The 23,460-nt window shown below is 64.6% G+C and carries 25 protein-coding genes and 2 pseudogenes; 16 read left to right on the forward strand and 11 right to left on the reverse strand.

The annotated features are described in order from the left end of the window. Positions 1-2 precede the first annotated feature (2 nt). The 3 genes from A3E1_RS0127185 to A3E1_RS0127195 are packed head-to-tail and all read right to left on the reverse strand — an operon-like array spanning position 3 to position 1,698. Positions 3-1,019 (reverse strand): cation diffusion facilitator family transporter, encoded by a 1,017-nt coding sequence (locus A3E1_RS0127185; RefSeq protein WP_211215997.1) that lies wholly within the window; start codon positions 1,017-1,019, stop codon positions 3-5. 19 nt (positions 1,020-1,038) lie between these two features. Further along, positions 1,039-1,488, reverse strand: a complete 450-nt coding sequence (locus tag A3E1_RS0127190) for a cupin domain-containing protein (protein WP_020523952.1) — start codon at positions 1,486-1,488, stop codon at positions 1,039-1,041. A 6-nt stretch (positions 1,489-1,494) separates the two neighbouring features. Beyond that, a complete protein-coding gene (locus A3E1_RS0127195; RefSeq protein WP_020523953.1) occupies positions 1,495-1,698 on the reverse strand; it encodes a hypothetical protein in 204 nt (67 codons plus the stop codon). Positions 1,699-1,782: 84 nt separating this feature from the next. Here A3E1_RS0127195 and A3E1_RS0127200 point away from each other — a divergent pair, with 84 nt between their 5' ends. From A3E1_RS0127200 to A3E1_RS48560, 3 genes and pseudogenes are all read left to right on the forward strand, one after another. Next, a complete protein-coding gene (locus A3E1_RS0127200) occupies positions 1,783-2,271 on the forward strand; it encodes a pyridoxamine 5'-phosphate oxidase family protein (protein WP_020523954.1) in 489 nt (162 codons plus the stop codon). Between the two features lie 50 nt (positions 2,272-2,321). Next, positions 2,322-3,065, forward strand: a pseudogene (locus tag A3E1_RS48555) (family 43 glycosylhydrolase); the annotation flags it as partial. A 227-nt stretch (positions 3,066-3,292) separates the two neighbouring features. Beyond that, the gene (locus A3E1_RS48560; protein WP_245571392.1) at positions 3,293-3,754 is read left to right on the forward strand and encodes a beta-xylosidase family glycoside hydrolase; all 462 of its coding nucleotides are present in this window, start codon (positions 3,293-3,295) and stop codon (positions 3,752-3,754) included. Here the strand turns inward: A3E1_RS48560 and A3E1_RS42310 are convergent. Continuing rightward, positions 3,732-5,948, reverse strand: a complete 2,217-nt coding sequence (locus tag A3E1_RS42310) for an ATP-binding protein (RefSeq protein ID WP_083929662.1) — start codon at positions 5,946-5,948, stop codon at positions 3,732-3,734. The genes A3E1_RS48560 and A3E1_RS42310 overlap by 23 nt on opposite strands. A gap of 308 nt (positions 5,949-6,256) precedes the next feature. Between A3E1_RS42310 and A3E1_RS0127215 the strand changes: the two genes are divergently transcribed. The 4 genes from A3E1_RS0127215 (at position 6,257) to A3E1_RS0127230 (ending at position 9,794) form a co-directional block, all read left to right on the forward strand. Next, a complete protein-coding gene (locus tag A3E1_RS0127215) occupies positions 6,257-7,729 on the forward strand; it encodes a ricin-type beta-trefoil lectin domain protein (protein ID WP_407637393.1) in 1,473 nt (490 codons plus the stop codon). 229 nt (positions 7,730-7,958) lie between these two features. After that, entirely contained in the window at positions 7,959-8,318 is a 360-nt protein-coding gene (locus tag A3E1_RS0127220) for a hypothetical protein (protein WP_020523957.1), read from the forward strand. 62 nt (positions 8,319-8,380) lie between these two features. Then, positions 8,381-9,217 (forward strand): SDR family oxidoreductase, encoded by an 837-nt coding sequence (locus A3E1_RS0127225; RefSeq protein ID WP_026208890.1) that lies wholly within the window; start codon positions 8,381-8,383, stop codon positions 9,215-9,217. A 16-nt stretch (positions 9,218-9,233) separates the two neighbouring features. Continuing rightward, positions 9,234-9,794 (forward strand): TetR/AcrR family transcriptional regulator, encoded by a 561-nt coding sequence (locus A3E1_RS0127230; protein ID WP_020523959.1) that lies wholly within the window; start codon positions 9,234-9,236, stop codon positions 9,792-9,794. Here the strand turns inward: A3E1_RS0127230 and A3E1_RS0127235 are convergent. The 4 genes from A3E1_RS0127235 to A3E1_RS0127250 all read right to left on the reverse strand — a co-directional run bounded on the left by A3E1_RS0127235 (position 9,747) and on the right by A3E1_RS0127250 (position 11,913). Further along, complete coding sequence (locus tag A3E1_RS0127235) at positions 9,747-10,307, reverse strand: AAA family ATPase (RefSeq protein WP_020523960.1); 561 nt, start codon at positions 10,305-10,307, stop codon at positions 9,747-9,749. The two genes, A3E1_RS0127230 and A3E1_RS0127235, sit on opposite strands and share 48 nt — an antisense overlap. A 9-nt stretch (positions 10,308-10,316) precedes the next feature. Then, the gene (locus A3E1_RS0127240; protein ID WP_020523961.1) at positions 10,317-10,865 is read right to left on the reverse strand and encodes a type 1 glutamine amidotransferase domain-containing protein; all 549 of its coding nucleotides are present in this window, start codon (positions 10,863-10,865) and stop codon (positions 10,317-10,319) included. 69 nt (positions 10,866-10,934) lie between these two features. Then, positions 10,935-11,465, reverse strand: coding sequence for a PaaI family thioesterase (locus A3E1_RS0127245; RefSeq protein ID WP_020523962.1), 531 nt, complete (start codon positions 11,463-11,465; stop codon positions 10,935-10,937). A 46-nt stretch (positions 11,466-11,511) separates the two neighbouring features. After that, positions 11,512-11,913: a VOC family protein gene (locus A3E1_RS0127250; protein WP_020523963.1), complete on the reverse strand. Its 402-nt coding sequence runs from the start codon at positions 11,911-11,913 to the stop codon at positions 11,512-11,514. A 114-nt stretch (positions 11,914-12,027) separates the two neighbouring features. Here A3E1_RS0127250 and A3E1_RS0127255 point away from each other — a divergent pair, with 114 nt between their 5' ends. From A3E1_RS0127255 to A3E1_RS0127285, 8 genes are all read left to right on the forward strand, one after another. Then, positions 12,028-13,203, forward strand: a complete 1,176-nt coding sequence (locus A3E1_RS0127255) for a S8 family peptidase (protein ID WP_020523964.1) — start codon at positions 12,028-12,030, stop codon at positions 13,201-13,203. A gap of 57 nt (positions 13,204-13,260) precedes the next feature. Next, complete coding sequence (locus A3E1_RS48565) at positions 13,261-13,464, forward strand: AAA family ATPase (protein WP_020523965.1); 204 nt, start codon at positions 13,261-13,263, stop codon at positions 13,462-13,464. Between the two features lie 36 nt (positions 13,465-13,500). Further along, on the forward strand, positions 13,501-13,950 hold the full coding sequence (locus tag A3E1_RS45735; protein WP_020523966.1) for a hypothetical protein: 450 nt from the start codon (positions 13,501-13,503) through the stop codon (positions 13,948-13,950). A gap of 10 nt (positions 13,951-13,960) precedes the next feature. After that, the gene (locus tag A3E1_RS0127265) at positions 13,961-15,727 is read left to right on the forward strand and encodes a vWA domain-containing protein (protein WP_020523967.1); all 1,767 of its coding nucleotides are present in this window, start codon (positions 13,961-13,963) and stop codon (positions 15,725-15,727) included. A gap of 201 nt (positions 15,728-15,928) precedes the next feature. Further along, positions 15,929-16,954, forward strand: a complete 1,026-nt coding sequence (locus A3E1_RS0127270; RefSeq protein WP_020523968.1) for a sulfate ABC transporter substrate-binding protein — start codon at positions 15,929-15,931, stop codon at positions 16,952-16,954. After that, complete coding sequence (cysT, locus tag A3E1_RS0127275) at positions 16,951-17,802, forward strand: sulfate ABC transporter permease subunit CysT (RefSeq protein WP_020523969.1); 852 nt, start codon at positions 16,951-16,953, stop codon at positions 17,800-17,802. Before A3E1_RS0127270 ends, cysT begins: the two co-directional genes overlap by 4 nt. Beyond that, positions 17,795-18,586 carry a sulfate ABC transporter permease gene (locus tag A3E1_RS0127280; protein ID WP_020523970.1) on the forward strand — a complete coding sequence of 264 codons (792 nt, stop codon included), beginning with the start codon at positions 17,795-17,797 and terminating at the stop codon, positions 18,584-18,586. Before cysT ends, A3E1_RS0127280 begins: the two co-directional genes overlap by 8 nt. Next, a complete protein-coding gene (locus A3E1_RS0127285) occupies positions 18,583-19,551 on the forward strand; it encodes a sulfate/molybdate ABC transporter ATP-binding protein (protein WP_020523971.1) in 969 nt (322 codons plus the stop codon). The genes A3E1_RS0127280 and A3E1_RS0127285 overlap by 4 nt, the downstream gene beginning before the upstream one ends. A 214-nt stretch (positions 19,552-19,765) precedes the next feature. On the opposite strand, the pseudogene A3E1_RS48570 reads toward A3E1_RS0127285, so the two are convergent. Beyond that, positions 19,766-19,945: pseudogene (locus tag A3E1_RS48570) on the reverse strand (Rrf2 family transcriptional regulator); the annotation flags it as partial. Between the two features lie 256 nt (positions 19,946-20,201). Here A3E1_RS48570 and A3E1_RS0127295 point away from each other — a divergent pair. Further along, complete coding sequence (locus A3E1_RS0127295; protein ID WP_020523973.1) at positions 20,202-21,848, forward strand: GMC oxidoreductase; 1,647 nt, start codon at positions 20,202-20,204, stop codon at positions 21,846-21,848. A gap of 50 nt (positions 21,849-21,898) precedes the next feature. Here A3E1_RS0127295 and A3E1_RS0127300 read toward each other — a convergent pair whose 3' ends face one another. Beyond that, on the reverse strand, positions 21,899-22,384 hold the full coding sequence (locus A3E1_RS0127300; RefSeq protein WP_020523974.1) for a carboxymuconolactone decarboxylase family protein: 486 nt from the start codon (positions 22,382-22,384) through the stop codon (positions 21,899-21,901). After that, a complete protein-coding gene (locus tag A3E1_RS0127305; protein ID WP_020523975.1) occupies positions 22,381-23,460 on the reverse strand; it encodes an NAD(P)H-dependent amine dehydrogenase family protein in 1,080 nt (359 codons plus the stop codon). The genes A3E1_RS0127300 and A3E1_RS0127305 overlap by 4 nt, the downstream gene beginning before the upstream one ends.

The raw sequence follows: 23,460 nt of genomic DNA on the forward strand, positions 1-23,460 counted from the left end.
GACTAACCCTGCCTATGATCGTCGAGGGGCTGGTGGGCTTCAGCATGCCCGGTGTCCGGGTCGGCGTGCACAAGGGCGGCCGACAGCCGGGGGATCGCGTGGATGAGCCGGTGCTCAGCGTCGACAGCGATCGCGTGTCCGTTAGCGACGGTGGCTAGCCCGTCAACCGTGATTTCGCACTCCGCGCGCAGAGAGTGCCCGATCCAGCGCATCCGGACGGTGCCAACGCCAGTGACCCCAGGGGTATCGCGCAACACGTGCTCTACCTTGTCGACCAGAGCCGGGTCGACGGCGTCCATCAAGCGGCGGTAGACCTCACGTGCGGCATCCTTGAGCACGAGCAGGATCGCCGAGGTGATAAGCAAACCGACGGCAGGATCGGCCCACTGCCAGCCGATCGCGACGCCCGCCGCTCCTAATAGGACAGCCAGTGAGGTGAACCCGTCAGTGCGCGCGTGCAGACCGTCGGCCACCAAAGCCGCTGAACCGATGCGTTTGCCGACCCTGATCCGGTACTGGGCGACGATCTCGTTTCCGGCGAAGCCGATGACACCAGCGGCGGCCACATAACCCAGGTGCCGCACGTCTTGCGGGTGCAGCAGCCGGTTGACCGCCTCATATCCGGCCCAGAACGCTGATGCCGCGATCGTCAGCACGATCACGATGCCGGCCAAGTCCTCGGCCCGGCCATAGCCGTAGGTGTAGCGGCGGTTGGCCGCCCGGCGCCCGATCAGGAACGCGATCCCGAGCGGCACCGCTGTCAGCGCGTCGGCGACGTTGTGCAGGGTGTCGCCGAGCAGAGCGACCGAACCGGACCACACGACCACGACAGCCTGTAACGCGGCGGTCAAGCCAAGGATGAGCAGCGAAATCCAGAGCGCCCGGAGCCCATCACGCGAGGTTTCCAGCGCGGAGTCCACTTTCGAGGCCGCGTCATGCGAGTGCGGCTTCTGCCACCAGCGGCGGTGCCCGTGTTCATGGGAATGGCCGTGCTCGTGATCGTGGTCGTGGCTGCTCACCGTCACATACTAGGCCCGGTTAGCGCCACGGATCCGCGTCGATGAGGCGGAAATCGGAATACTCGAAGCCGGGCGCGACGATGCAGCTCACGAGAACTTCCGCGTCACCCGCAGGGCGTGCCGCTTGCCAAACCCCTGCTGGGACAAGGGCTTGCGGGCGTTCACCAGACTCCACACCAGGCCCGAGGCGGATTACTTCGGGCGTCTCAGCGGGACGGTCGCCGCTGCCACCTAGCACGAGTTCGAGGGGGCCGCCGCGGTGCCAAAGCCACAGCTCGTCAGAGCGCACGAGGTGCCAGCGCGACACCTCGCCCGGGCACAGCAAGAAGTAGATGGCGCTAGCACTGGCGCGGGGGCCGTCGTATCCACCGGGCTGAAAGGTGGTGCAAGAGCGCCACGTTTCGGCGAACCAGCCACCTTCCGGGTGCCGTTGCATGCCAAGCAGTTTCGCCAACTCCGGAGTGCCCATGGACACTTAGTTTGCCATGAGGAATTTCAGGAGTTCGTAGACCACGAAAGCCGGCCAGACGATCGCCTTGAGCACGCCAAGGACGCCTTGCCAGAAGCCGTCGGAGGCCTGAATGTAATAGATGAGCGCGCCGAGGAAGCCGAGGAAATAGGCCCCGCTGCCGGTCCCGCCCCGTCCCCTGCGCCGGTATTTGCGGTCTGACTCGTCCATGCGCAGATGTTAACCCCCGCTGTCCAATTTAGATTCATCATTGAGCGGCGTTTCGGGTCAATTCGGCCGTAGTAGCCTTTGGCCATGGTCACTTGGCAGCAATTCGCCGGTGAAGCACCCGGCCTGGCTGAGCTCTTCGTTCGCCGCCATTCCGCCACAGGCAACCTTTGCCTGCTCGCGACACACCGCTCCGACGGCTATCCGCGCATCAGCCCGATGGAGCCACAGCTGTTCGAAAACCATCTCGTCCTAGTGGGGATGCCAGGCACAACCAAGTTCCGCGATCTGCACCGCGACCGCCGGTTCTGTTTGCACACCGCGACCATCGACCCGCACGTGGGCGACGGCGACGTGAAACTCTTTGGCGACGCGGAGAACCTGCAAGACGAGGCCCTGCACGCCCGCTTCGCCGACGACCTGTTCGCCCGGTCCGGATTCGACTTGCGCGGGCAGCGGTTTGACCCGTTCTTCGTCGCCAGCCTCAACGGTGCCTCCTCGGTCACCTTCGAAGACGGCAAGCTCACGGTCACGATCTGGAAACCCGGTCAGGGTGAGCGGCGCGTCCTGAAGTGATTCGCAATCCCGTCCTGCCCGGCTCCCACCCTGACCCGTCGATCGTGCGCGTGGGGCAGGACTACTACGTGGCGACGTCGACCTTCGAGTGGTACCCAGGGGTGCGGATTCATCACTCGCGCGACCTCGTTCACTGGCGTTTCTTGGGCGGCGTGCTCGATAACACGCGACTGCTCGACTTGGCGGGCTGTCCCGACTCGGGCGGCGTATGGGCGCCAAACCTCAGTTATGCCAACGGGTTGTTCTATCTGGTTTACAGCAATGTATCGACCTATGCCGGTGGCTTCACAGACTGTCCTAACTATCTCGTCACCGCGCCCGCGATCGACGGTCCGTGGTCGGCACCGGTGTTCTTGCACGCGAGGGGATTTGACGCCTCACTGTTTCACGATGGCGAGGAGTGCTGGCTGCTCAACCTGGTGCACGACTGGCGGCCCGATCACGATGGCTCGGCTGGGCTGGAGGCGACCCGGTTCGATCGCTCGACGCTGACGCTGGCGGGCGATCCGGTTCGCCTTCAGTTGCCGCCGGCCGCGGGGTGGATCGAAGGCCCGAACCTTTACCGCCGCAATGATTGGTACTACTTGCTCACCGCCGACGGCGGCACCGGCTATGAGCATCAGGTCACCGTTTCCCGCTCGCGCCACCTGTCCGGCCCCTACGAACGTGACCCGCACGGCCCGCTCATCACGGCGAAGGATCACCCCGAATGGCCGCTGCAGAAAGCCGGGCACGGCAGCCTGGCTGACAATTGCCTGGCCTATCTCGTCGCCCGGCCACACGGAACGCATGGCCCGTGCCTGCTCGGGCGGGAAACGGCACTGGCGCTGGTGCAGTGGGAGGACGGCTGGCCTCGGGTGCCCGGCAGTCTGCCGCAACTCGAGATCCCAGTCGCGGGAACGGTTGATGAGCAAGGTCCGGGCGGGCTCGATTGGTCCACGCTCAGGCGGCCGGCGACAAGCGACTGGGTGACGTTTGATGGGCCGGTGACCATCCGGGGTGGACGCTACCGCAGAGTCTGGTGCAGCCCAGCCTTGTCGCACGCCGGGTCACGGCACCGCGGTGGACTTTCGAGGCCACTATGCAGTACCAGCCGGAGACTTTTCAGCATCTGGCAGGGCTCACGGCGTACTACAACACGAGGAATTGGCATTTTCTCTATGTGACCGCTGACGACGGCGGGATGCCAGTGTCGCGGGTGGCCACGTGCGATCGGGGTGTTGTCACGATCCACGCCGCGACAGCACCGGCCGGCGACACCGTGCGGCTGGGGCTGGAAATCGACGGAGACGAGTTACGGTTTCGCTGTGACGGCAAGGACTTCGGGCCGGTACTAGACGCGAGCATCCTGTCCGACGAGCACGCGGCCGAGTTCGAAGGTGGCCGCATTCGCGCTCTTGGCTTCACGGGAACCTTCGCCGGCTTGTGGGTCTGGGACCTCACTGGCCACGGCCATCCCGCTAACTTCGAAGTTTCAGCCTGACATCCTCGGCGCGAGGGTCACCGAAGCCGTCCAGGATGGACAGCGCCTCAGCCCAAGCGGCTGAAGCGGCGGTGTGCTCACCTGAGGCGGCGTGGGCGTCACCGAGCCGGATGAGGGTGTCGGCCACGCCGTTGCCGTTTTCGACCGAGCGGAAAAGCTCAATCGCCCGCCCGAAACCGGTGACCGCGGCGGTGTAGTCGCCCAAATGCTGCTGTGCGTAGGCGATGCTGTCCCAGGCGTGCGCTTCGCCGTCCACATGACCTTCGGCAGCCAAGATGACCTGTGCCTGCTGGGAAAGCTCCAGTGCGCCCTGGTAATCACCGTTGAGCACATGCGCCCACCCGGCACTGTTCAGTGCGCGGGCCGTCCCGAGCCGGTCACCTGCTTGCTGGAACAGCTCGACCGCCCGGTGGGAGTGCGGCAGCGTCTGGGCATAGTGTGCCGGATTTTGCGACAGCAGCCAATTGAGCCCGAGGTGAGTGTGTGCTTGCCCGGCCAGGTCGGCGCGCTGTTCATAGATGCTCAGGGTCGCCTGGAAATGCGCGAGAGCGTCGTCCACTTGTCCCAGCCTGGTGTGCGCTCGCGCTAAGACGCTGTGTGCTCTGGCCTGTCCTTCCGAGTCCTGCAACGTCTCAGCCGCTTGCAGCGCCAGCGTTTGCGTCGTCACCAGCTCGATCCAGTGTCCAAATTGGAGGAAGAAGTCGGCCAACGCCCACGATGTCTGCCAGACGTGCGCGTGAAGGCCCGCCTTGGCGGCCTGCTCGATAACGCGGACCACGGCTGAAGATTCCGTCTTGAACCAGACGAGTGCGGCTTCCCGGTCTGTCAAGGCTTCGGCGGACACGTCTGGCAACGCTGGCCCGATGATGATGGGCCGCCGTTGCGGATGCACCAGTGCGCTCGCCTCGAAAGCGGTGTGCAGGTAGTAGTCGGCCAGCCGCGTTAGAGCACTCTTGGCGCCGGCGTCAGCCAGCTCAAGTGCGTAAGCCCGGAGCAGGTCGTGGAAGCCGAACCGGCCGGTGTCGTTGAGCAGGTTGGCGTGCACCAGCGCTGTGATGAGCGGGCGAGTGTCCGCGACGGACAGTCCGGCCAGACTTGCCGCTGCGGATAACGAGAAGTCCTGTCCCGGATGCAGGCCGAGAAGCCGGAACAGCCGGGCCGCGGGCTCGCCCAGATCACGGTAGGACTGACTGAACACAGCTCGCAGGTCCGCCGCGGGATCGGTGTCGCTAAAGGGCGTCAAGTCGGCTGGGCGGCTGAGGTCGGCCAGGGCGAGATCCGGCCGCATGACGGCCCGTGCGGCGACGATCGCGAGCGCCAGCGGCAAGCCCGCGCAACGGTCGATGATGTGCTGTGCCGCTTGTGGTTCGGCCGCGATCCGGGCGACGCCCACACGAGACTCCCATAGCTGAAGCGATTCGGCGGGGGAGAGCGCATCGAGTACCACCGGGTGGGCATCGCCTGACACGACAAGGCTCGTGAGCCGGTTGCGGCTGGTGACGAGCGTCAGGGTCTCGGTGCCGCCCGGCAGCAGCGGGCGGACCTGCTCGGCGTCATAAGCGTTGTCCAGCAACACAAGGACGCGCTTGCCGGACAGCAGACCGCGGTAAAGGGCGGACTTCGCGTCCATAGTGGACGGAATGCGAGCCGTGGCCACACCTAACAGCTCCAGGAACCCGGTCAGCACCTCGGACGGATCAGTTGGCGAAGCGGCCGGATCGAAGCCCCGCAGGTTCGCGTGCAGTTGCCTGTCCGGGAACGCCCGCGAGACTTTATGCCCCCAGTGCACGGCAAGGCTGGTCTTGCCAACCCCGGCGGTGCCCCTGATGAGGATGACCGGCAGCTTGACGCCATCGAGCGCGGCGAGGATCTGTGCCCGGCCGATGAAGCCCGGTACAGCTGGCGGAAGCTGAGCCGGCCCGGAGGTGGGCGCCTGCACCATGACGCGTTCCCACACGGTCGCCCATCCCCGCGCCTCGACAGGCGTCGCACCGAGGGCGAGCACGATCGCATCGAGCACGTCGACCGGCATGGGTGTCGTTCCGGTGAGATAGGCCGAAAGACTGCTGCGGGGAATGCGCGTGCGGGCCTGAAGATCGCGCAGCGATACCTTCGTCTTGCCGGTGCCGCGAGCCGCCCGGACGCGCCAGGCGTCCAAGGCCCGCAACAATTCCGGCATACTGTGGATCTCCATCCGTGGCAGTGTGCCAGAAGGTGTCCGGGAGTGTCCAAGACCGTCCAGGATCGCGGTTCGAGACGGCAAAGATCGGCAAACTAATCACGATCTTTGCTCCGCCGAATCGATGCCTCGGGGGTCTCGATCCGGCGGAGCGTTGATCACGGCTCACCGGGCTTACCTGCCTGCCCGGTGAGCCGTCTTTTTCGCCTTCGCGGGCAGGGAGCGCTCTCCCACAAGAATTGACATATTTAAGAAGGAAAGTTAACTTCAGCTCAGAGAGCGCTCTCTAATCCGTCCCGTACCCCCTCCGCGAAGGACAGACAGTGAGATTTCCCGCATTGGCGGGCGTGGTGCTGCTCTCCGCCACGCTCGCCGTCCTGCCAGCTGGAGCTGGCCAGGCATCCTCCACAGACGACATGTTCGCGGCCATGCGCCGTGACCTCAACCTCACCCAGGCGCAGGTGCGCGTCCTGCTCGCACACGAAGCCGCCGCCGCGGTCAACTCGCAGCGCGTGCAGTCCTCGCTCGGCGAACGGTTCGCCGGCGCGTGGTTTGACGGGCGGCTGCGAGCCGGTGTCACCAGCGACGCTGACGCCCAGCGTGCCCGGCAGCTGGGCGCCGAGCCCGTGCGCGTACGCTGGACGCTGCGGCAGCTTGAGACCGGAAAGTCGGCCTTGGACCAACGGCAAGCCGGCGCCCAGGTGCACAGCTGGTACACCGACGTGACGGCTAACCGTGTCGTGGTCACGGCGGCCAGTGCCGAAGCGGCCGGTCAGTTCACCCGTGGCCTCGACCCAGAGCTGATCAAACTGACCGTCAGCGCCGCCGCACCCCGGCCGCTCTATGACACCCGTGGCGGCGACCAGTTCGTCATCAACGGAAACACGTTGTGCTCCATAGGTTTCGCCGTGGCCGGTGGCTTTGTCACGGCCGGGCACTGTGGTGGCGTCAATAGCCCCACGCTGGGATACAACAACGTTTCACAAGGCACCTTCCGCGGATCGTCCTTCCCGGTCAACGATTACGCGTGGGTGCAGACCAACGGCAACTGGGTCTCCCGCCCGTGGGTCAACAACTACGCCGGCGGAAACGTCGGTGTCGCCGGGTCGCAAGAAGCCGCGATCGGCAGCTCTATCTGCCGCTCGGGGCGCACGACCGGCTGGCGCTGTGGCGTCATCCAAGCCAAGAACATCACTGTGAACTACGGCAATGGCGCGCTTGTTTACGGCCTGACGCAAAGCAACGCGTGTGCCGAGCCCGGTGACTCAGGCGGCTCATGGATTTCCGGGAACCAGGCGCAGGGCATCACCTCCGGCGGGTCAGGCAACTGCTCCTCCGGCGGCACGACGTTCTTCCAGCCGGTCAACGAAGTGCTTGGTGCGTATGGGCTTTCGCTCACGACCACGGGCGGCGGCGGCACAAGCCGGATCATCGGGTACGCCAACAAGTGCATCGACGTCCCGGGAGGCAACGGAGTCGACGGTGCCTTGCTTCAGCTCTGGGACTGCAACGGCACCGCCGCGCAGAACTGGACCTTCCCCGGCGACGGCACGATCCGCGCCTTTGGCTTGTGCATGGACGTGGCTTGGGGCTCAACGGCCAACGGTGCCGCGATCCAGCTCGCCCACTGCAGCGGCAACCCGGCGCAGCAGTTCGTGCTCAGCGGGGCGGGCGATCTGGTCAACCCACAGTCCAACAAGTGTGTTGACGTCAGCGGCTGGAATTCGGCCAACGGCACCAAGCTCATCCAATGGGAGTGCCACGGCGGCGCCAACCAGAAGTGGTGGCGCGGCTAGCAAATTGTGCTGCCAGGATCAGAAATGGTCTTGGCAGCGATCCATCGGGCTGGCCACTTCGAACTGCGCCATCAGCATGTCGTTCACCTTGGGCTTTCCGGCCCAGGCCCACGGGCGAACGAACGTGGCGTAAGCGTTCGGACCTGTTCGGAAAGGTTCGCTGACCTTCCGCCGTCGCCTCGCCGTCCGAGATGATCCATGCACATCTTCCACTGTTAAGGAGTCCGATGTGCGCAACAAACTGAAGTACGCCGTGGGTGCGGTGGCAATGGCGGCGACGGTCCTGCTGAGCCCGGGAACAGCCCAAGCCATCGGTGACAACGGCAGCTGTACCACGCTTTACGGCTCCGGGACCACGAAGGCCCGCGCTTGCGGTAACTACTGGTCGGTCGGCGGCGGAAACTACGACGGCTGGGTAGCCTTTACCAGCAACAATGGCTATGCCCAACACCAGGTCAACGGTGGACCCTGGTACAACATCAGCGGTAGCAAGGGCTGGACCGGCACCGTGGACTTCCAGAACATGAAGACCTACTACGTGCGTGTCTGCTCCAACAGCAACGGAACCGGCTGTAGCGGCAAGTGGTAGCCCATGAGTGAACCGGGATTCATTCCATAGGCACTCACGTTTTCATTGGCCATGGTGAGTACATGACACGCCGATGGCTAGTGACCGGATGTTCGAGTGGGCTGGGCCGAGCTCTGGCCGAGGAACTGGCGGCGCGCGGTGAGCGGGTTCTCGCCACCGCGCGCAAGCCAGAAACCATAAGCGATCTGGCGGCTCGCTATCCGTCTCATGTGGCCGTTACCGCTCTCGATGTGTGCGATCCACACGCCTGCGCCTCGGCTGTCGCGCTGGCGCAGGAGGTGTTCGGCGGCGTCGACGTGCTGGTGAACAACGCGGGCTACGGCCAGTTTGGTGCGGTGGAAGAGATTTCAGACGCCGAACTGGAAGCTCAGTTTGACACCAACGTTTTTGGCCCCTGGCGGCTGGCCCGCGAGGTGCTCCCCCTGTGGCGTGCTCAGGGCAGCGGACACGCCATCTTCGTCTCGTCGCTGGCGGCCACGGTTCCGTTGCCAGGGCTGGCCGTTTACGGTGCGAGTAAAGCCGCGCTGGAAGGCCTGGCTAACGCTTTGGCGGCCGACGCGGGGGCATTCGGTGTGAAGGTGACATCGCTGCAGCTGGGCGGCTTTTCGACCCGTTACGGCGAGGCGCTGCGGGAACCGGCGCACCCGATCGCCGCCTATGCGCCGGTGACCGCCGAGATGCTCGCCGGCACCAGGGCACTAGCGTCCACAGAGGACATCACAGCGCCGGCTTTGTTCGCGCGGCTGGTGCTAAAGATCGCCAGCATGGCTGAGCCGCCGCTGAACGTGCCGTTCGGCTCGGGGATCGAGGACTACCTGGCCGGTGTCATGACTGCTCGCTATGAAGAGTTTCAGAAAGCACTCGCCGGCGGCTGGCACCTGCCTGAATGGGCTGACTGACCGGTAAGATTCGCGGGTGGGAAACCGGGAAGCACTGATAGCGGGGGCTAAGAAAGGGCTGTTCGAAAAGGGCTACACGAGGACGACGGCGCGCGACATCGCCTCGGCCGCGGGGGTGAGCCTGGCAGCCATCGGTTACCACTTTGGATCGAAAGAGGCGCTCCTCAACGCCGCGCTATACGAGGCGATCGAGGAGTGGGGCGAGGGGATTCAGCGCAGCTTCGCGGCCGAAATCGACGCGGGTGCACCGTTGCTCGACCGGTTCGCCGCCATCGCCGACCGGGTGATGCTGTCCTTTAGCGAGCACAGGCAATTCTGGGCGATGCAGTTCGAGATGATCGCGCAAGCCGAGCACACACCAGCGATCAGAGAAGTTGTCATGGCCGGGCTCGTGGAAGGCAAGCGAGGCTTCGTCGAGCTGTTTCACGGCGAAGTGGACGCGGCCACCGAGAAACTGGTGGGGCCGTTCTACCACGCGATGGTGACCGGTCTGCTCACCCAGTTTCTCATCGATCCCGCGAGCTTGCCCTCAGGCCGCGACCTGGCCCAGACGGTCCGCTTGATCGCCGGAGGTTAGCGCCGCGGCCAACGCGGCGACATCGATCGGCTGGCTGGCATCGACACGGTGAACGACGCCAAACCCCAACGGGAAAGCCATTTCCGCCCACAAGGCGAACTTGGCCTCGACCGTCTCCTTTGTATCGTCGTGCACGCGGTGCCGCTGCGGGATCCGCGAGATGACACGATCGCGCGCGATGTCTGCTGGAAGGTCGCACCACACTTCGTGCAGACTCGCCGGATCCACCCCAGCACGCGCTAGCCCCGCGAGCGCCAAGTGCCGCACGTTGGCCAGGCAAGGCGCCTCAAGCACGGCACCACCGTGCGCGTCGGCAAGCAGCGCCCACAACGTTTCCATCGACGCGGCGCCGAGGTCACGGCTCCACTCCCGGCCGTGGCCGGGCAGGTGTTCAGCGAGGGTTTCCTTGATGACGTCCTTGCTTAGCAAGGGAAGGCCCAGCAAAGGGGCGAGCTGCCGGGCCAGGGTGGTCTTCCCGGCTCCCGGCAGCCCATTGATCAGCACGACAAACACGTCATGACACTAGTGCTTGCCCTCGGCAATCTCCTCGATCATCTTGGCGCAGAACTGTGGCAGGTCAGCTGGTTTGCGGCTTGTCACCAAACCCTGGTCAACGTGAACCGGCTCGTCGACCCAGGTGGCTCCCGCGTTGTGCAAGTCGGTGCGCAGGCTCGGCCACGAGGTCACTGTCCTGCCGCGGGCCACATCGGCCTCGACCAGAAGCCAGGGACCGTGGCAGATCGACGCGACCGGTTTATGGGTGTCGAAGAAGGCTTTAACGAACCGGACAGCGTCATCGTTCATCCGCAGCTTGTCCGGGTTCGCGACTCCGCCCGGCAGGACCAGGGCGTCATAGTCGTCCGGATTCGCTTCGGTCACGAGGCGCTCGACCTGGTACTGGCCGGTCTTCTCCCCGTGCTTCACGGCCTGGATGGACCCGGACTTGATGGAGATCAGCTCCACCTGAGCGCCAGCCTTCTCCGCGGCGTGGCGTGGTTCGGTGTATTCGCTTTCCTCGACGCCGTCGGTCGCCAGGAAGGCGACACGCTTGCCTTTCAGCGGCGTGGGCATGATGAAACTCCTTGCTGTCTGCGACTTCCTTTCCCTGTCGCCATACCCGTGCCTGGCGCGTTTAACCAGTTACGGGTTGATCCGTGTCTCGCCGTGTCCCGGAGCGTCAGGGCGCCCGTGCTGGGCGAAATGACTCAGGTCAACCGCGAGGAACAACGCGTTCGCCTCCACCGCGATCGGCCCGTCGGGGTCGTTGAGCCGCGCGGTCGCCTTGAGGTAGATCTTCCGCCCGGAGATGCCGATCACCTGCGAGTGCATGTGCAGGATCGTGCCGACCGGCACCGGGGTGCGGAAGTCTGTTTCGAGCCGTGCGGTCACCGAGGGGATGCCCAGGAGCCAGCCCAGGGTGCCGAGCGCTTCGTCCATGGCGCAGGCGAGCAGGCCGCCGTGAGCCAAGCCGGGCGCGCCCTGGTGCTCGTCTGTCACTTCGAACTGTCCAAAAACGCTGGTGCCGTCACCGACGGTCATGCGCATGCGCAGGCCAGCTTGATGCTGCGGCCCGCAGCCGTAACAGCGGTCGTAGTGTGACGGCAACTCCGTCCCTGGTGGCGGTGCGTCCGGGTGGACGGTCGCCGGCTTGGCGTCGTCTGCGATGAGCATGACCGCTAACTTACCGGCAGGTCAGCATGTTTCCGCAAGGGGCCCCTCAGAGCCGGGCGCAGATCATGATCGGCCGGCCGTCAGGATCGGCGACATAGGCCATACGTTCGCCCCACGGCTGATCGACCGGCTGGACGAGCACCTCGACGCCGTGCGCGGATAGCCCGGTGATGGCACTGTCCACATCGGTCGTGTAGACGCACATCTCGAAGCTGCCGGTCTCCAGCGGGCGCATCGCCCGGCCGTGAGCACCGGTCTGGCCGTCTGCCGCGGCGGCGAGAGCGAGACCTCCGCCGCCTTCGAGTTCGAGTGAGACGAACACGGCGTCTCCGTCGGCGGGGAACTGGAACGTCTGCCGGAACCCGAGCAGATCGCGGTAGAAGGCAAGGGCCCGTTCGAGGTCCTCCGTGTAGATGATCGGGAAGGCGTTGAAGTAGGACGTGGTCATGTCTTCCTAACGAATGGCAGGCCCCTGGTTTCGACGCGTTCGCAATCCATTGATAACTATAACGCTATCTATGTACGCTCCGGGGCAAGGTTACTCACTCCTTTGGAGGCAGCTGTGCCCCGTCGAATCCCCCTTCTCGCGCTGGCCGTCAGCCTCGCCGCGGCGGCCACTTCACTGGCCGTTCCGGCTTCCGCCGCGGCTGATGTGCCTGGCGCTTACCGCACTGTCCCGCTGCGGGTGCTCACTCCCGCCGCGGCGCCGGACGTGGAACTGATTCCGGGCCGCTACATCGTCACCACGCGGTCCTCGTTCAAGAGCACGCTCAGTGTGCGGGAGAGTTTCACCGGCGCCCTCAACGGTTTCGTCGCCGACCTCACGCCGGCTCAAGTCAAGTCACTGACGCGCAGCGCCGACGTCCTGTCGGTCGAGCAGGATGCCTGGCACCACAACGTCCTTGACACCACGCAGACCAACCCGCCGTCGTGGGGCATCGATCGCATCGATCAGGTCAACCGGCCACTGTCCAACAGCTACACCTACACCGCGACCGGTGCTGGCGTGCACGCCTACATCATTGACACGGGTGTCGATCCCACCCACGCCAACTTCGGTGGCCGGGCGAGCTTTGACTTCAACTCCATTGACAGCAACAACACCGACTGCAACAGCCACGGTACGCACGTCGCCGGCACGATCGGCTCAGCTTCCTATGGCGTGGCCAAAGGCGTTCGCCTGCATGGCGTTAAGTGGCTCAACTGCAGCGGCAGTGGAACGACCTCCGCGGCCATCTCGGCGGTCAACTGGGTGACGTCAAACAAGATCGCTCCCGCGGTCGCCAACACCTCGTGGAACGCGACCTACAGTTCGACGCTCGCCACCGCGCTGACGAACATGATGAACTCTGGTGTCTTCCTGGCGACCTCAGGCGGCAACACCGGCGGAAACTCCTGCGACCGCCTGCCGCGTAACCTGACCGCCGCCCTCGTGGTCGCCGCCACCACGAACACGGACGCGCGCGCGAGCTATTCGTCAATCGGCACCTGCATCGACATCTACGGTCCCGGCAGCAGCATCATCTCGACCATCCCCGGTGGCGGGTCCGGCAGCAAGAGCGGCACGTCCATGTCCACGCCACATGCCGCTGGCATCGCCGCGCTTTACAAGCAAACGAACGTTAACGCGAGCCAGGCCACCATCCACGCTTGGATCATCAATAACGCCAGCAATGGTGTCGTCACAGGAAGCCTGTCCGGCACCCCGAACCGCTTGCTCAACAAGCGTTCGCTGTAAAAATCCGCGTGCGGGCAACGGCTGCGGCCGGAATACTGACTCCTCGTGCACTCCTCGATGACAGTAACTCCGGCGCAGCTGCCCGCCGTGCTCTTGCACGTCGCGGTGGTTCGCCCTGTCTTCGTGTGGGGTGCGCCCGGCATCGGCAAGAGCTCGCTCGTGCGGGCCTTCGCCGATTCCCTTGGCCTGCCTTGTGTCACGCTCGTGGGCACGCAGCTGGCCGCCGAGGACCTGATCGGTGTGTGGGTGCAGCCACCCTAGACGGAGGAACCTTTCTCCACCCCACGTTCGTGGCACATGCTTTCCGACGCCCTGCACTCCTATGGCGAGCAGATCGACGAGGAGACGCTCCGGCTGCTCGCGCACGGGACACTGACGCCGCATCACGCGAATTCCTTTAGCACCTACGTGAAGACGGTCCGGCACCGATACGGGCTCGACGCGATCGTGCGCGGGGAGGCGTCGTGGCCCAAGGCGATGACAGACCGCGATCTGCTCTACTTCTTCGCCGAGACGTTTCGTGTTCGGCTTATGAAGGATCTTCCGGCCAGCCGCGAGCACGCCAGCCGGTCGGTGCGGGAATTCGCCGTGCGTGCCAAGGCACTGCTCGTCGAACTGGCCGAGATCTCCCTGGAGTGCGCGCAGCTGGTGATGGCGGCTGACAGTGAAGGCAAGCCGGTGCTGCTGGCCTGGTTCCTCGTCGAAGTGACGCGGGATCTGCCGCAGCTGGTCGCCGCCCGGGCTTAAGGGATAGTCCATGGCACGCAAGAAACCTCAGCCGGATCCGCGTTTCGTGGCGTTCGAGGCCGGTTACGCCGGGGCCAAGCGGCACCCGTTCTTCCACCGCGTGGGCAGCGGTGCCGCCTGGCAGGAGGATCTAGAGCTTGTCAAAGCCAGAGGGTACGCCAGGGTGCGCTCCGATGGCTCGATAGTGGTGAACAAGAACGCCCGCCTGGAGCCCGACGAGTGGACTTGGGTCATCGCGCACTGCTTGCTGCACCTCGGTTTCGGGCACCTCGACGCGGACCGCTCCGTTGACGAACCGTCGTTCGCGGCCGCATGCCTTGTGGTGACGCGCTTTCAGCATCAGCTGAAGCTCGGGGAAGCGCCGATCGCTGTCCCGGCAGACCTTCCCGGGGGTGATGAGTCGCGCCTTGCTGAGGTGTGGCGTGCTCTCGGCGTACCAGCTGAAATGAAGCACTTGGGATGTGGCGGTGCCGCACCTGACCACGAGCCTGGCTTGCCCCCACGGTCCATTGTGGAGGGAAAGGAACCCACCTGGGTGCAACGGTTCGCGATCGGGCTGGCGTCAGCGGCCGCGAACGCGGTGGAAGAGGCGGGTGAGCGGACCGTCCGGCAGAAAGGCGAGATCGATCCGGATAACCCTTGGGAGCAAGCGCGGCGCTGGTTCGTTACCGCGTTTCCTTTGCTGGCTGCCCTCGCCGCCGGATTCAAGATTGTGGCCGACGCGGAACTGGCACGTTCGTGGCAGATCAGTGTGGCCGCGTTCGATGCGAGCGTGGGCGAGATCTACGCGAATCGAGAGCACCGGTTCGTGCTGGCGCACGAGATGCTGCATGCTGCCCTCAGGCACGGCGACCGGGTAGGGCTCCGTGATCCCTATCAGTGGAACGTCGCCGCTGATTACGTCATCAACGGCTGGCTCGTGGAGATGGGCGTCGGGCAGATGCCCGAGGACTGCCTCTACGACCCGGCGCTCAAAGGCCGTGGTGCTGAAGACGTCTATGACGAGATCGTGCGGAACCTGCGCCGTTATCGCAAACTCGCGACCCTGCGTGGCCGTGGGCTTGGCGACATGATTTCCGGAGCCCGCGGCGACGAAAGGCAACGCGGCGGCGATCTCGACGACTTCTACCGCAGGGCTTTGCTCGGCGGACTGTCCTATCACGAGCAATCCGGCCGTGGGCTCCTGCCGTCCGGGCTGGTGGAGGAAATCCGGGTACTAGAGCACCCGCCCCCGCCGTGGGAGGTGGAACTGGCGCGGTGGTTCGACCGGCACTTCGCGCCGCTGGAGCGCTTGCGCAGCTTCGCCAGGGCATCGCGGCGGCAGGCCTCCACGCCTGCCATTCCGCGCCCGGGCTGGGTGCGGCCCGAAGTCCCGGTGCAGGAAAGGACTTTTGGCATCGTCCTCGGCACGTCGGGGTCGATGGACCCGGCCGTGCTCGGAAAAGCCTTGGGTGCCATCGCTTCTTACACCGCGGCGCGGGATGTCCCAGCGGCCCGGATCGTGTTTTGCGATGCGGCCGCCTACGACGCTGGTTATGTCGCGGTGGAAGACATCGCCGGGCGGGTCCGGGTGCGGGGCCGTGGCGGCACCGTCTTGCAGCCCGGCGTCAATCTGCTGGAGCACGCGGATGACTTTCCGCTGGACGGCCCGATCCTGATCATCACGGACGGGGCGTGCGACGTGCTGAGGATCCGGCGCGAGCATGCCTTCCTCCTGCCGCGCGGAGCCACCCTTCCGTTCACTCCCCGTGGTGAGGTTTTCCGCATCAAGCCTTAAATGCGGGCAAAACTCATGTGCCGAGCGTCACTCACGGTTAAACCCTTGAAAGTCTAGTGGTGTAGTGGGATATTCGTCGTCAGCTAGTTCCGCTTCGTGAGCCGCCGGCATTGGGGCCCCGCCTCGCCAAGTGGAACGTGGCTTTGCGCCTCGAACCTCTCCAACCTCATTAATCGATAGATTTCAATGTTAGGGTCCCGCATGAAGAACCGGATCAGGGCAACAGTCGCACTCTTAGCCGCCGCCGGCCTTGCACTGGCCGGCTGCGGCACGGGTAACAACGCTGCGGCGGAGAACTCCGCGACGCTGTCCATCGTGGGGTTCGCCGTTCCTGAGGCGGCCAACAAGGCGATCGCCGCGGAGTGGAACAAGACCGTCGAGGGCAAGGGCGTGAAGTTCCAGACGTCCTATGGCGCGTCCGGCGACCAGAGCCGCGCTGTCGTGAATGGACTGAAGGCCGACTACGTGCACTTCTCCGTCAGCAGCGACGTGACCCGCCTGGTCGACGCCGGGCTCGTCGATGCCAGCTGGAACAAGGGCGCCACCAAGGGCATCGTGTCGTCCTCGGTCGTGGTTCTCGCCGTGCGTGAGGGAAACCCTAAGAACATCAAGGGCTGGGACGACCTCATCAAGCCAGGGGTGGGCATCGTGACGCCAAACCCGGCTTCGTCGGGCGCGGCCCGCTGGAACGCCCTGGCCGCATGGGGCCACATCACTGCCAATGGGGGTACTGACGCACAGGCCGCCGAATTCGTGACCAAGCTGTTCACGAATGTGGTGTCCCTGCCCAACAGTGGCCGTGACGCCACGACGAGCTTCCTCGGTGGCACCGGTGATGTGCTGCTCGCCTATGAGAACGAGGCGATCCTCGCGACTCAGGCCGGCGAGAAGCTCGACTGGATCCTGCCGGACACCACTATCCTCATCGAGAACCCGGGCGCGATCCTGAACAACGCTGACCCCAAGGCCAAGCAGTGGCTCGACTTCGTGCTTAGTGACAAGGGACAGCGTCAGTTCGCCCTCAAGGGCTTCCGCCCGATCATCCAGGGCGTCGACACCAAGGGCGTGCAAGGCGCGATCGACCCGAGCAACCCGTTCCCGGCGCCGAAGAAGCTGCTGACCGTCGAGAAAGACTTCGGTAGCTGGTCGGCACTGTCGAAGAAGTACTTCGATGAGAAAGAGGGTCTCATCGTGAAGATCATTGCAGCGTCAGGCAAAGCGAAGTGAGTTCCGCGCTCCTTGTCCCGGATCGCCCGGCGGCTTCACGCCGCCGGGCGGCCCGGGGCGGCCGTCGTTTGACCCGGGTCTCTGGCCTGGGTCTTGGCATTGCCATGATGTGGTTCAGTTTGCTCGTCCTGATCCCACTGGCCGCCGTGGTCGTCACGGGCACCAGCGGTGGCTGGTCTGGCTTCTGGGACGCGGTCACCAATGAGCAGACCGCCGCGGCGATCAGGCTGACCGTCGGCACCGCGTTTCTCGTGACCGTCGTGAATGTCATCATGGGCACCCTCATCGCCTGGGTGCTGGTGCGGGACCGGTTCCCCGGCCAGCGGGCGCTGGAAGTGCTCATCGACATTCCGTTCGCGTTACCTACCATCGTCGCGGGACTGGTGCTGCTATCGCTTTACGGGCCGAACAGTCCACTGGGGATCAACATCGCCAACGCCCGCCCAGCGGTGTTCCTGGCGTTCCTGTTCGTAACGCTGCCCTTCGTGGTGCGCACGGTTCAGCCGGTGTTAGCGGAGCTTGACAAGGAGGCCGAAGAGGCGGCGATGTCGCTCGGGGCGAGCAAGTTCACCGTGTTCCGCCGGATCATCCTGCCGAGTCTGACGCCCGCCATCGCCGCCGGTGCCGCGCTGTCGTTCGCCCGTGGCGTGAGCGAATATGGCTCCCTCGTGCTGCTTTCCGGGAACCTGCCGATGCGTACCGAAGTCACCTCGGTCCGCATCCTCAGCAGTATCGAAAATGACAATGTGGACAGTGCCGCCGCCGTGGCCACCGTGCTGCTCGTCATCTCGTTCGCCGTGATCGTCATCTTGGATCTGCTTCAGCGAAGGATGGTGCGGCGTGGCTAAATACGCCTTGCGGCTCACCGTCATCGCCTACCTGTTCTTTCTGGTGGCGTGGCCGCTTTACCTCGTCGGCAAGAACGCCTTCGCCAACGGGCTCGACAACATCACCGGCATCCTCGAAGACCCCGACATCGTGCACGCGCTCACGCTGACCGTGCAGGTCGCCGTCATCGCGGTCATCATCAACACGGTGTTCGGCGTCGGGATCTCGCTTTTGCTGGTGCGCTATGAGTTTCCGGGCAAGCGGCTGCTGAGCGCGATGCTTGACGTTCCGCTGTCGGTCTCGCCCATCGTCGTGGGACTGGCGCTGGTGCTCGTGTACGGCGGGCGTAACGGCTGGTTCGGCCCGGCTCTGGAAAACGCTGGCTTCCAAGTGATTTTCTCGACCCCGGGCATCGTGCTCGCGACCGTCTTCGTGGCTTTGCCGCTCGTGATCCGCGAAGTGGTGCCCGTGCTCGAAGAGGTTGGCGATGAACAGGAACAGGCGGCCCGCAGCCTCGGGGCCAATGCCGTGCAAACGTTCCGCCGGATCACGCTTCCGTCCATCAAGTGGGGCGTGATTTACGGTGTCGTGCTTAGCCTGGCGCGGTCGCTGGGTGAGTTCGGCGCGGTCAAGGTCGTGTCGGGCAACGTGCTTGGCCAGACGCGCACCGCCACGCTGGTGGTTGAGGAGAAGTATCTCAACTTCGACAAGGGTGGCGCTTACGCGACGGCGTTCCTGCTCGCTCTCGTGGCCGTCGCCTGCATCATCACCGTTTCCATTCTCAGGCCTAAGGAAGACCGTTGAGCATCGAGATCAAGAATGTGAACAAGCGCTTCGGCGATTTCGTGGCGCTCGACAACGTCTCCGTGAGCATCCCCTCCGGTCAGCTCACCGCGCTGCTTGGCCCTTCCGGCGGCGGAAAGTCAACTCTTCTGCGCATCATCGCCGGCCTCGAGAGCGCTGAAAGCGGCACGGTGGAGATCGAGGGCCTCAACGCCACGAAACTCCCGCCGCAGAAACGTAACGTGGGCTTCGTCTTCCAGCACTATGCCGCCTTCAAGCACCTGTCGGTCGCCCGCAACGTCGCGTTTGGACTGGAGATCCGCAAACGTCCCAAGGACGAGATTCGTGAGCGGGTCAACGAATTGCTCGATCTGGTGCACTTGCGCCAGTTCGCTGACCGGCTGCCCTCGCAGCTGTCCGGTGGGCAGCGTCAGCGCATGGCACTGGCCCGCGCTCTGGCCGTCCAGCCCACGGTCCTGTTACTAGACGAACCTTTCGGCGCCCTGGATGCCAAGGTGCGCAAGGAACTGCGGGACTGGTTGCGCCGCCTGCACGACGAGGTGCACGTCACGACGGTGTTCGTGACACACGACCAGGAGGAGGCGCTCGAGGTCGCCGACGAGATCGTGGTGATTAACGAAGGCCGCGTGGAGCAGATCGGTTCCCCCGACGAACTCTATGACCAGCCGGCCAACGACTTCGTCATGAAGTTCCTCGGCCCTGTGACGCAACTAGGCGACCGTCTCGTGCGCCCACACGACTTGCACCTGCAGGTGGGGGAGCGCGACGCTGAAGCGGTCAGTGGCCGCGTCACCCGCGTGACCCGCATCGGCTTCGAGATCCGGGTTGAGGTGAGCACCGGGGACCAGGTTGTCACGGTCACCTTGAACCGCAATGAGTTCTTGTCTCTGGGCATCGGCACGGGCGCGGAGGTTCAGGTGCGCGTGGCGCCTGACGTCCCGGCTGTCGTGCGGGCCGCCGCCTGAGCCGTCTCCGGGCCGGTGCGGGCCCGGAGATGCTCACTCCTGCATCAAGTCGCTGAGCATCGTGTTGTCTAGCAACGCATTGGTGGCCGTGTGCAGCGTGCGCCAGAACGTGGGCAGTTTCACCGGCCGCTCCGTTGTAGCGCAAGCTCTTTGGCGGCCCGCCCCGGATGCTCGCCAGCATGCCTTCAACCGCGCGCATCACATCGCCGACACTGATTTCGGTGACAGGCCTCGTCAGGCTGTAGCCACCGTCGATTCCCGTGCGCCCGCTGAGCAACCTAGCGCGGCGAAGGTCGGCCAGAATCGACGGCAGATAGCTGACGGGAATGTTCCGCATATGCGCCAGCTCCGCTGTCTTCACGGGACCGCCATGGTGCCAGGCGATGGCCAGCATCGCTTGCACCGCATAGTCACTTCGCGCCGAAATATGCACGGGATCAACGGACCTCTCATGCTATTCCTATCTTGTCTATAGACAATAAAGACTATCTGTGGCGTTGGCAATGTGGACCGTCCAATGTGGGCAAACGATGTGGCCACAATGGATCTAGCCGCTCGTCACGCGCGAAGTTACCGGCCGGTACTTATTGACTTAACGCGATTGCAACAAATAGAACTTGTTGCAATCCGTCTAGAGTGAGGAACGGCACATGACTGGCAACGCCATGTCTAGTAATGGTTCCAAGGGTTTCACGCGCCGCGATTTCATTATTGGAACGGGTTCTATGGCAGGACTCGGCGTGGCGGCAAGTGCGGGGCTCGGCGCGGCGGCACTTATGGCAGCTCCGGCCACCGCCGACATCGGTGACGGGGCGCGCGTACCCGCATTGGTCATTGGCACCGGATATGGAGGTTCAGTCGCCGCCCTGCGGCTGGCCCAAGCGGGCGTCAATGTCCACATGGTAGAGATGGGGATGGCCTGGGACACCCCAGGTTCGGACGGCAAGATCTTCTGCAACACGACCAACCCTGACTACCGGTCGTTCTGGTTGCGCACGCGCACGAAGCAACCCTTGAGCAACTTCCTGTGGTTCCCCATCGACCGGGACATCCCGCGTTACACCGGCATTCTCGATGCCGAGGAGATGGGCGGCATCACGGTCTACCAAGGCCGCGGCGTCGGTGGTGGGTCACTGGTCAACGGCGGAATGGCGGTGACGCCCAAGCGCGAGAACTTCGGCGCCGTGCTGCCCTCGGTGAACCCCGACGAGATGTACAACGTCTACTACCCGCGTGCGAACGCGGCACTGGGCGTTGGCATGATCGACCCGAACTGGTTCGAAAGCACCGAGTACTACCAGTATTCGCGCGTCGGCCGTAAGCACGCCCAGCGTTCCGGCTTCTCGTGGACGTTCGTTCCCGACGTCTACGACTGGGATTACATGAAGCAGGAAGCGGCCGGCACCGTGCCGAAGTCCGCGCTGGCCGGAGAGATTCTCTACGGCAACAACGGCGGCAAGAAGTCGCTGCAGAAGACTTACATCGCGCAGGCGAAGGCGACTGGCCGGGTCACCATCTCCCCGCTGCACAAGGTCACCTCGGTCACCCCGGCATCGGGTGGTGGCTACAACGTCGTGATTGAACAGCTCCGTACCGATGGCACTGTCCTGACGACCAAGAGCGTTGTCGCGGACAAGGTCTTCTTCGCCGCGGGCAGTGTGGGCACCAGCAAGCTGCTCGTGAAGCTCAAGGCGACCGGCCAGCTGCCCAACCTCAACGGCGAGGTGGGCAAGGGCTGGGGCGATAACGGCAACGTCATGTGTGGCCGCGCCAACCACATGTGGGACGCGACAGGTGCCAAGCAGTCGTCGATTCCGTGTTCGGGCATCGATAACTGGAACGCGGGCGGTGCGTTCGCGGAAGTGGCTCCTTTGCCGACGGGAATCGAGACCTACGCCTCGTTCTACCTGTCGATCACGAAGAACCCGCATCGCGCCGAGTTCTCCTACAACCCGGCAACCGGCAACGTCGACCTGAACTGGCAGGCCGCTTGGAAGCAACCGGCCATCACCATGGCGAAGACGATCTTCGACAGGATCAACTCCAAGGAATGGACGATCTACCGCAGCGATCTGTTTGGCGGCACGAAGGTCTGGGGCGACCACCTGACCTATCACCCGCTGGGCGGTGCCGTGCTGAACAAGGCGACCGACAACTACGGGCGGCTCCACGGCTATGCCGGGCTCTATGTCATTGATGGCGCGCTGATCCCGGGTAACACGAGCGTCAACCCGTTCGTCACCATCACGGCACTGGCCGAGCGCAACATCGACCGGATCATCTCCGACGATCTGTAGGAACGTCACTGGGACGGGGGCCCCGAACCGGGGCCCCCGTTGTGCTTTGCTTAGCTTGAGTGTCCGGGCAGGACGCAGATCGCGTCGAGGCCGAGGACGTGATTGAGCCGTCCAAACGCGAGCCACGATCCGATGCTCATGCTCAACTCGACGATTTCGACCTGGGTGTAGTGCTTGCCCATGCGGTCCCAGAACTCTTGGTCGATCCCGTGATGGTCAATGGCGTAACGCTCGGCGTATTCGGCCGCCATCCGCGTGCGCTCGTCAAAGCGGTCCGTCGTGCGCCACTCGGTGACGGCGTCGGCGAACTCCTCTTCCACCTTCTGCCCTTCCCGGTCCGTGCGCCAGTCGAGGCAGAACAAGCACCCGTTGATTTGCGCGATCCGCAGCCGGGCGGCTTCGAACTCACGCAGCCCTAGCGTCGAATACTGATAGACAGACAGCGAAAACGCTGACGCGGCAACACCTATGCCGGGAACGAGCTCGCCCCACACGTAGGCGATGGGGTCTTTGCCTTCGGGGATGTCGAGGTTCATGCTGAGGTCCTTCCGAACTTGCCAACGGCGGGGCGCAACGGGACGTCGAGCGCGTCGTAGAAACCTGGTTCCGCAGCGGCGAGCCAGTCGATGGCGTTGACGAGACGGGCCGCCGCGGTGGCGTTGCCGCCAGCGGAACGGTTTCCGCCTTCGTCGCTGCACTCAACGGTCACCTCGATGGTGGGCCGGCCTTCGACGATGACGCGGTGGGCGCCAACGCCATCGGGAGCCTGTGGCCAGTCGGGTGCGCACGACGAGTGGATGCGGGTGACGTGCTCGATGACGATCCGTGGCTCGCCGGCGATGATGCCCTGCACCTCGAAACGGATGGCTCCCTGCGTGCCGGCTTCGAACTCGCCCATCGTCTTGGTGCTGATGGTGGTTTCGAGCGCACGCCTTTCTTGCGTTTCGCGAACCTCATCGAGTTCGGCGCCCAGAGCCCGGGCCATCATGCGGATCTGGCCGCCCCACACCATGGTCGGCACCGTTGGCGCGAGCATGGGTGGCTCATAATCCATGGGCTGACCCATGCCCACGAGCCAGCGGACCGAGTCCTCCTGGTCGTAGGTGGAGTAGTCAAAGATCTCCTGGCACCGCAGCACATCGATGGTGGAGCCGAGGCCGCTAACGAGCAGGGGGAGCAAATCGTTGCCCCAGCCCGGATCGACACCCGAGACGAACAGTGAACCGCCACCTTCGGCGATCGCGGCAAGCACCGGCTCACGCAACTCTGGTGCCGCGTTGCGCTGGTCGTAGAGCGCGTAAATAGAGGGGGTAACGACAATGGCGCCAACGCGGATCGCCTTGACGATGTCGTCGAGCGCTTCGTCGGCGCGGATCTCGCCGGAGGCCGCGTAAACCACGGCGCGGGGACCCGTTGCCAGGACGGCGCCGACGTCGTCGGTCGCGGCGATGCCGAGCTGATAGCCAAGTCCGGCAAGCTCACCCACGTCGCGGCCAACCTTCGCCGGATCGTTTACCAAAATTGCAACGAGTTGCAACTCCGGGTGGGCGACCGTGGCCCGGATCGCGGCCCGGCCGACGTTGCCGGTCCCCCAAACAACCGTGGGAATCAT

It is taken from the genome of Catelliglobosispora koreensis DSM 44566, from assembly GCF_000379685.1.
GTDB lineage: Bacteria > Actinomycetota > Actinomycetes > Mycobacteriales > Micromonosporaceae > Catelliglobosispora > Catelliglobosispora koreensis.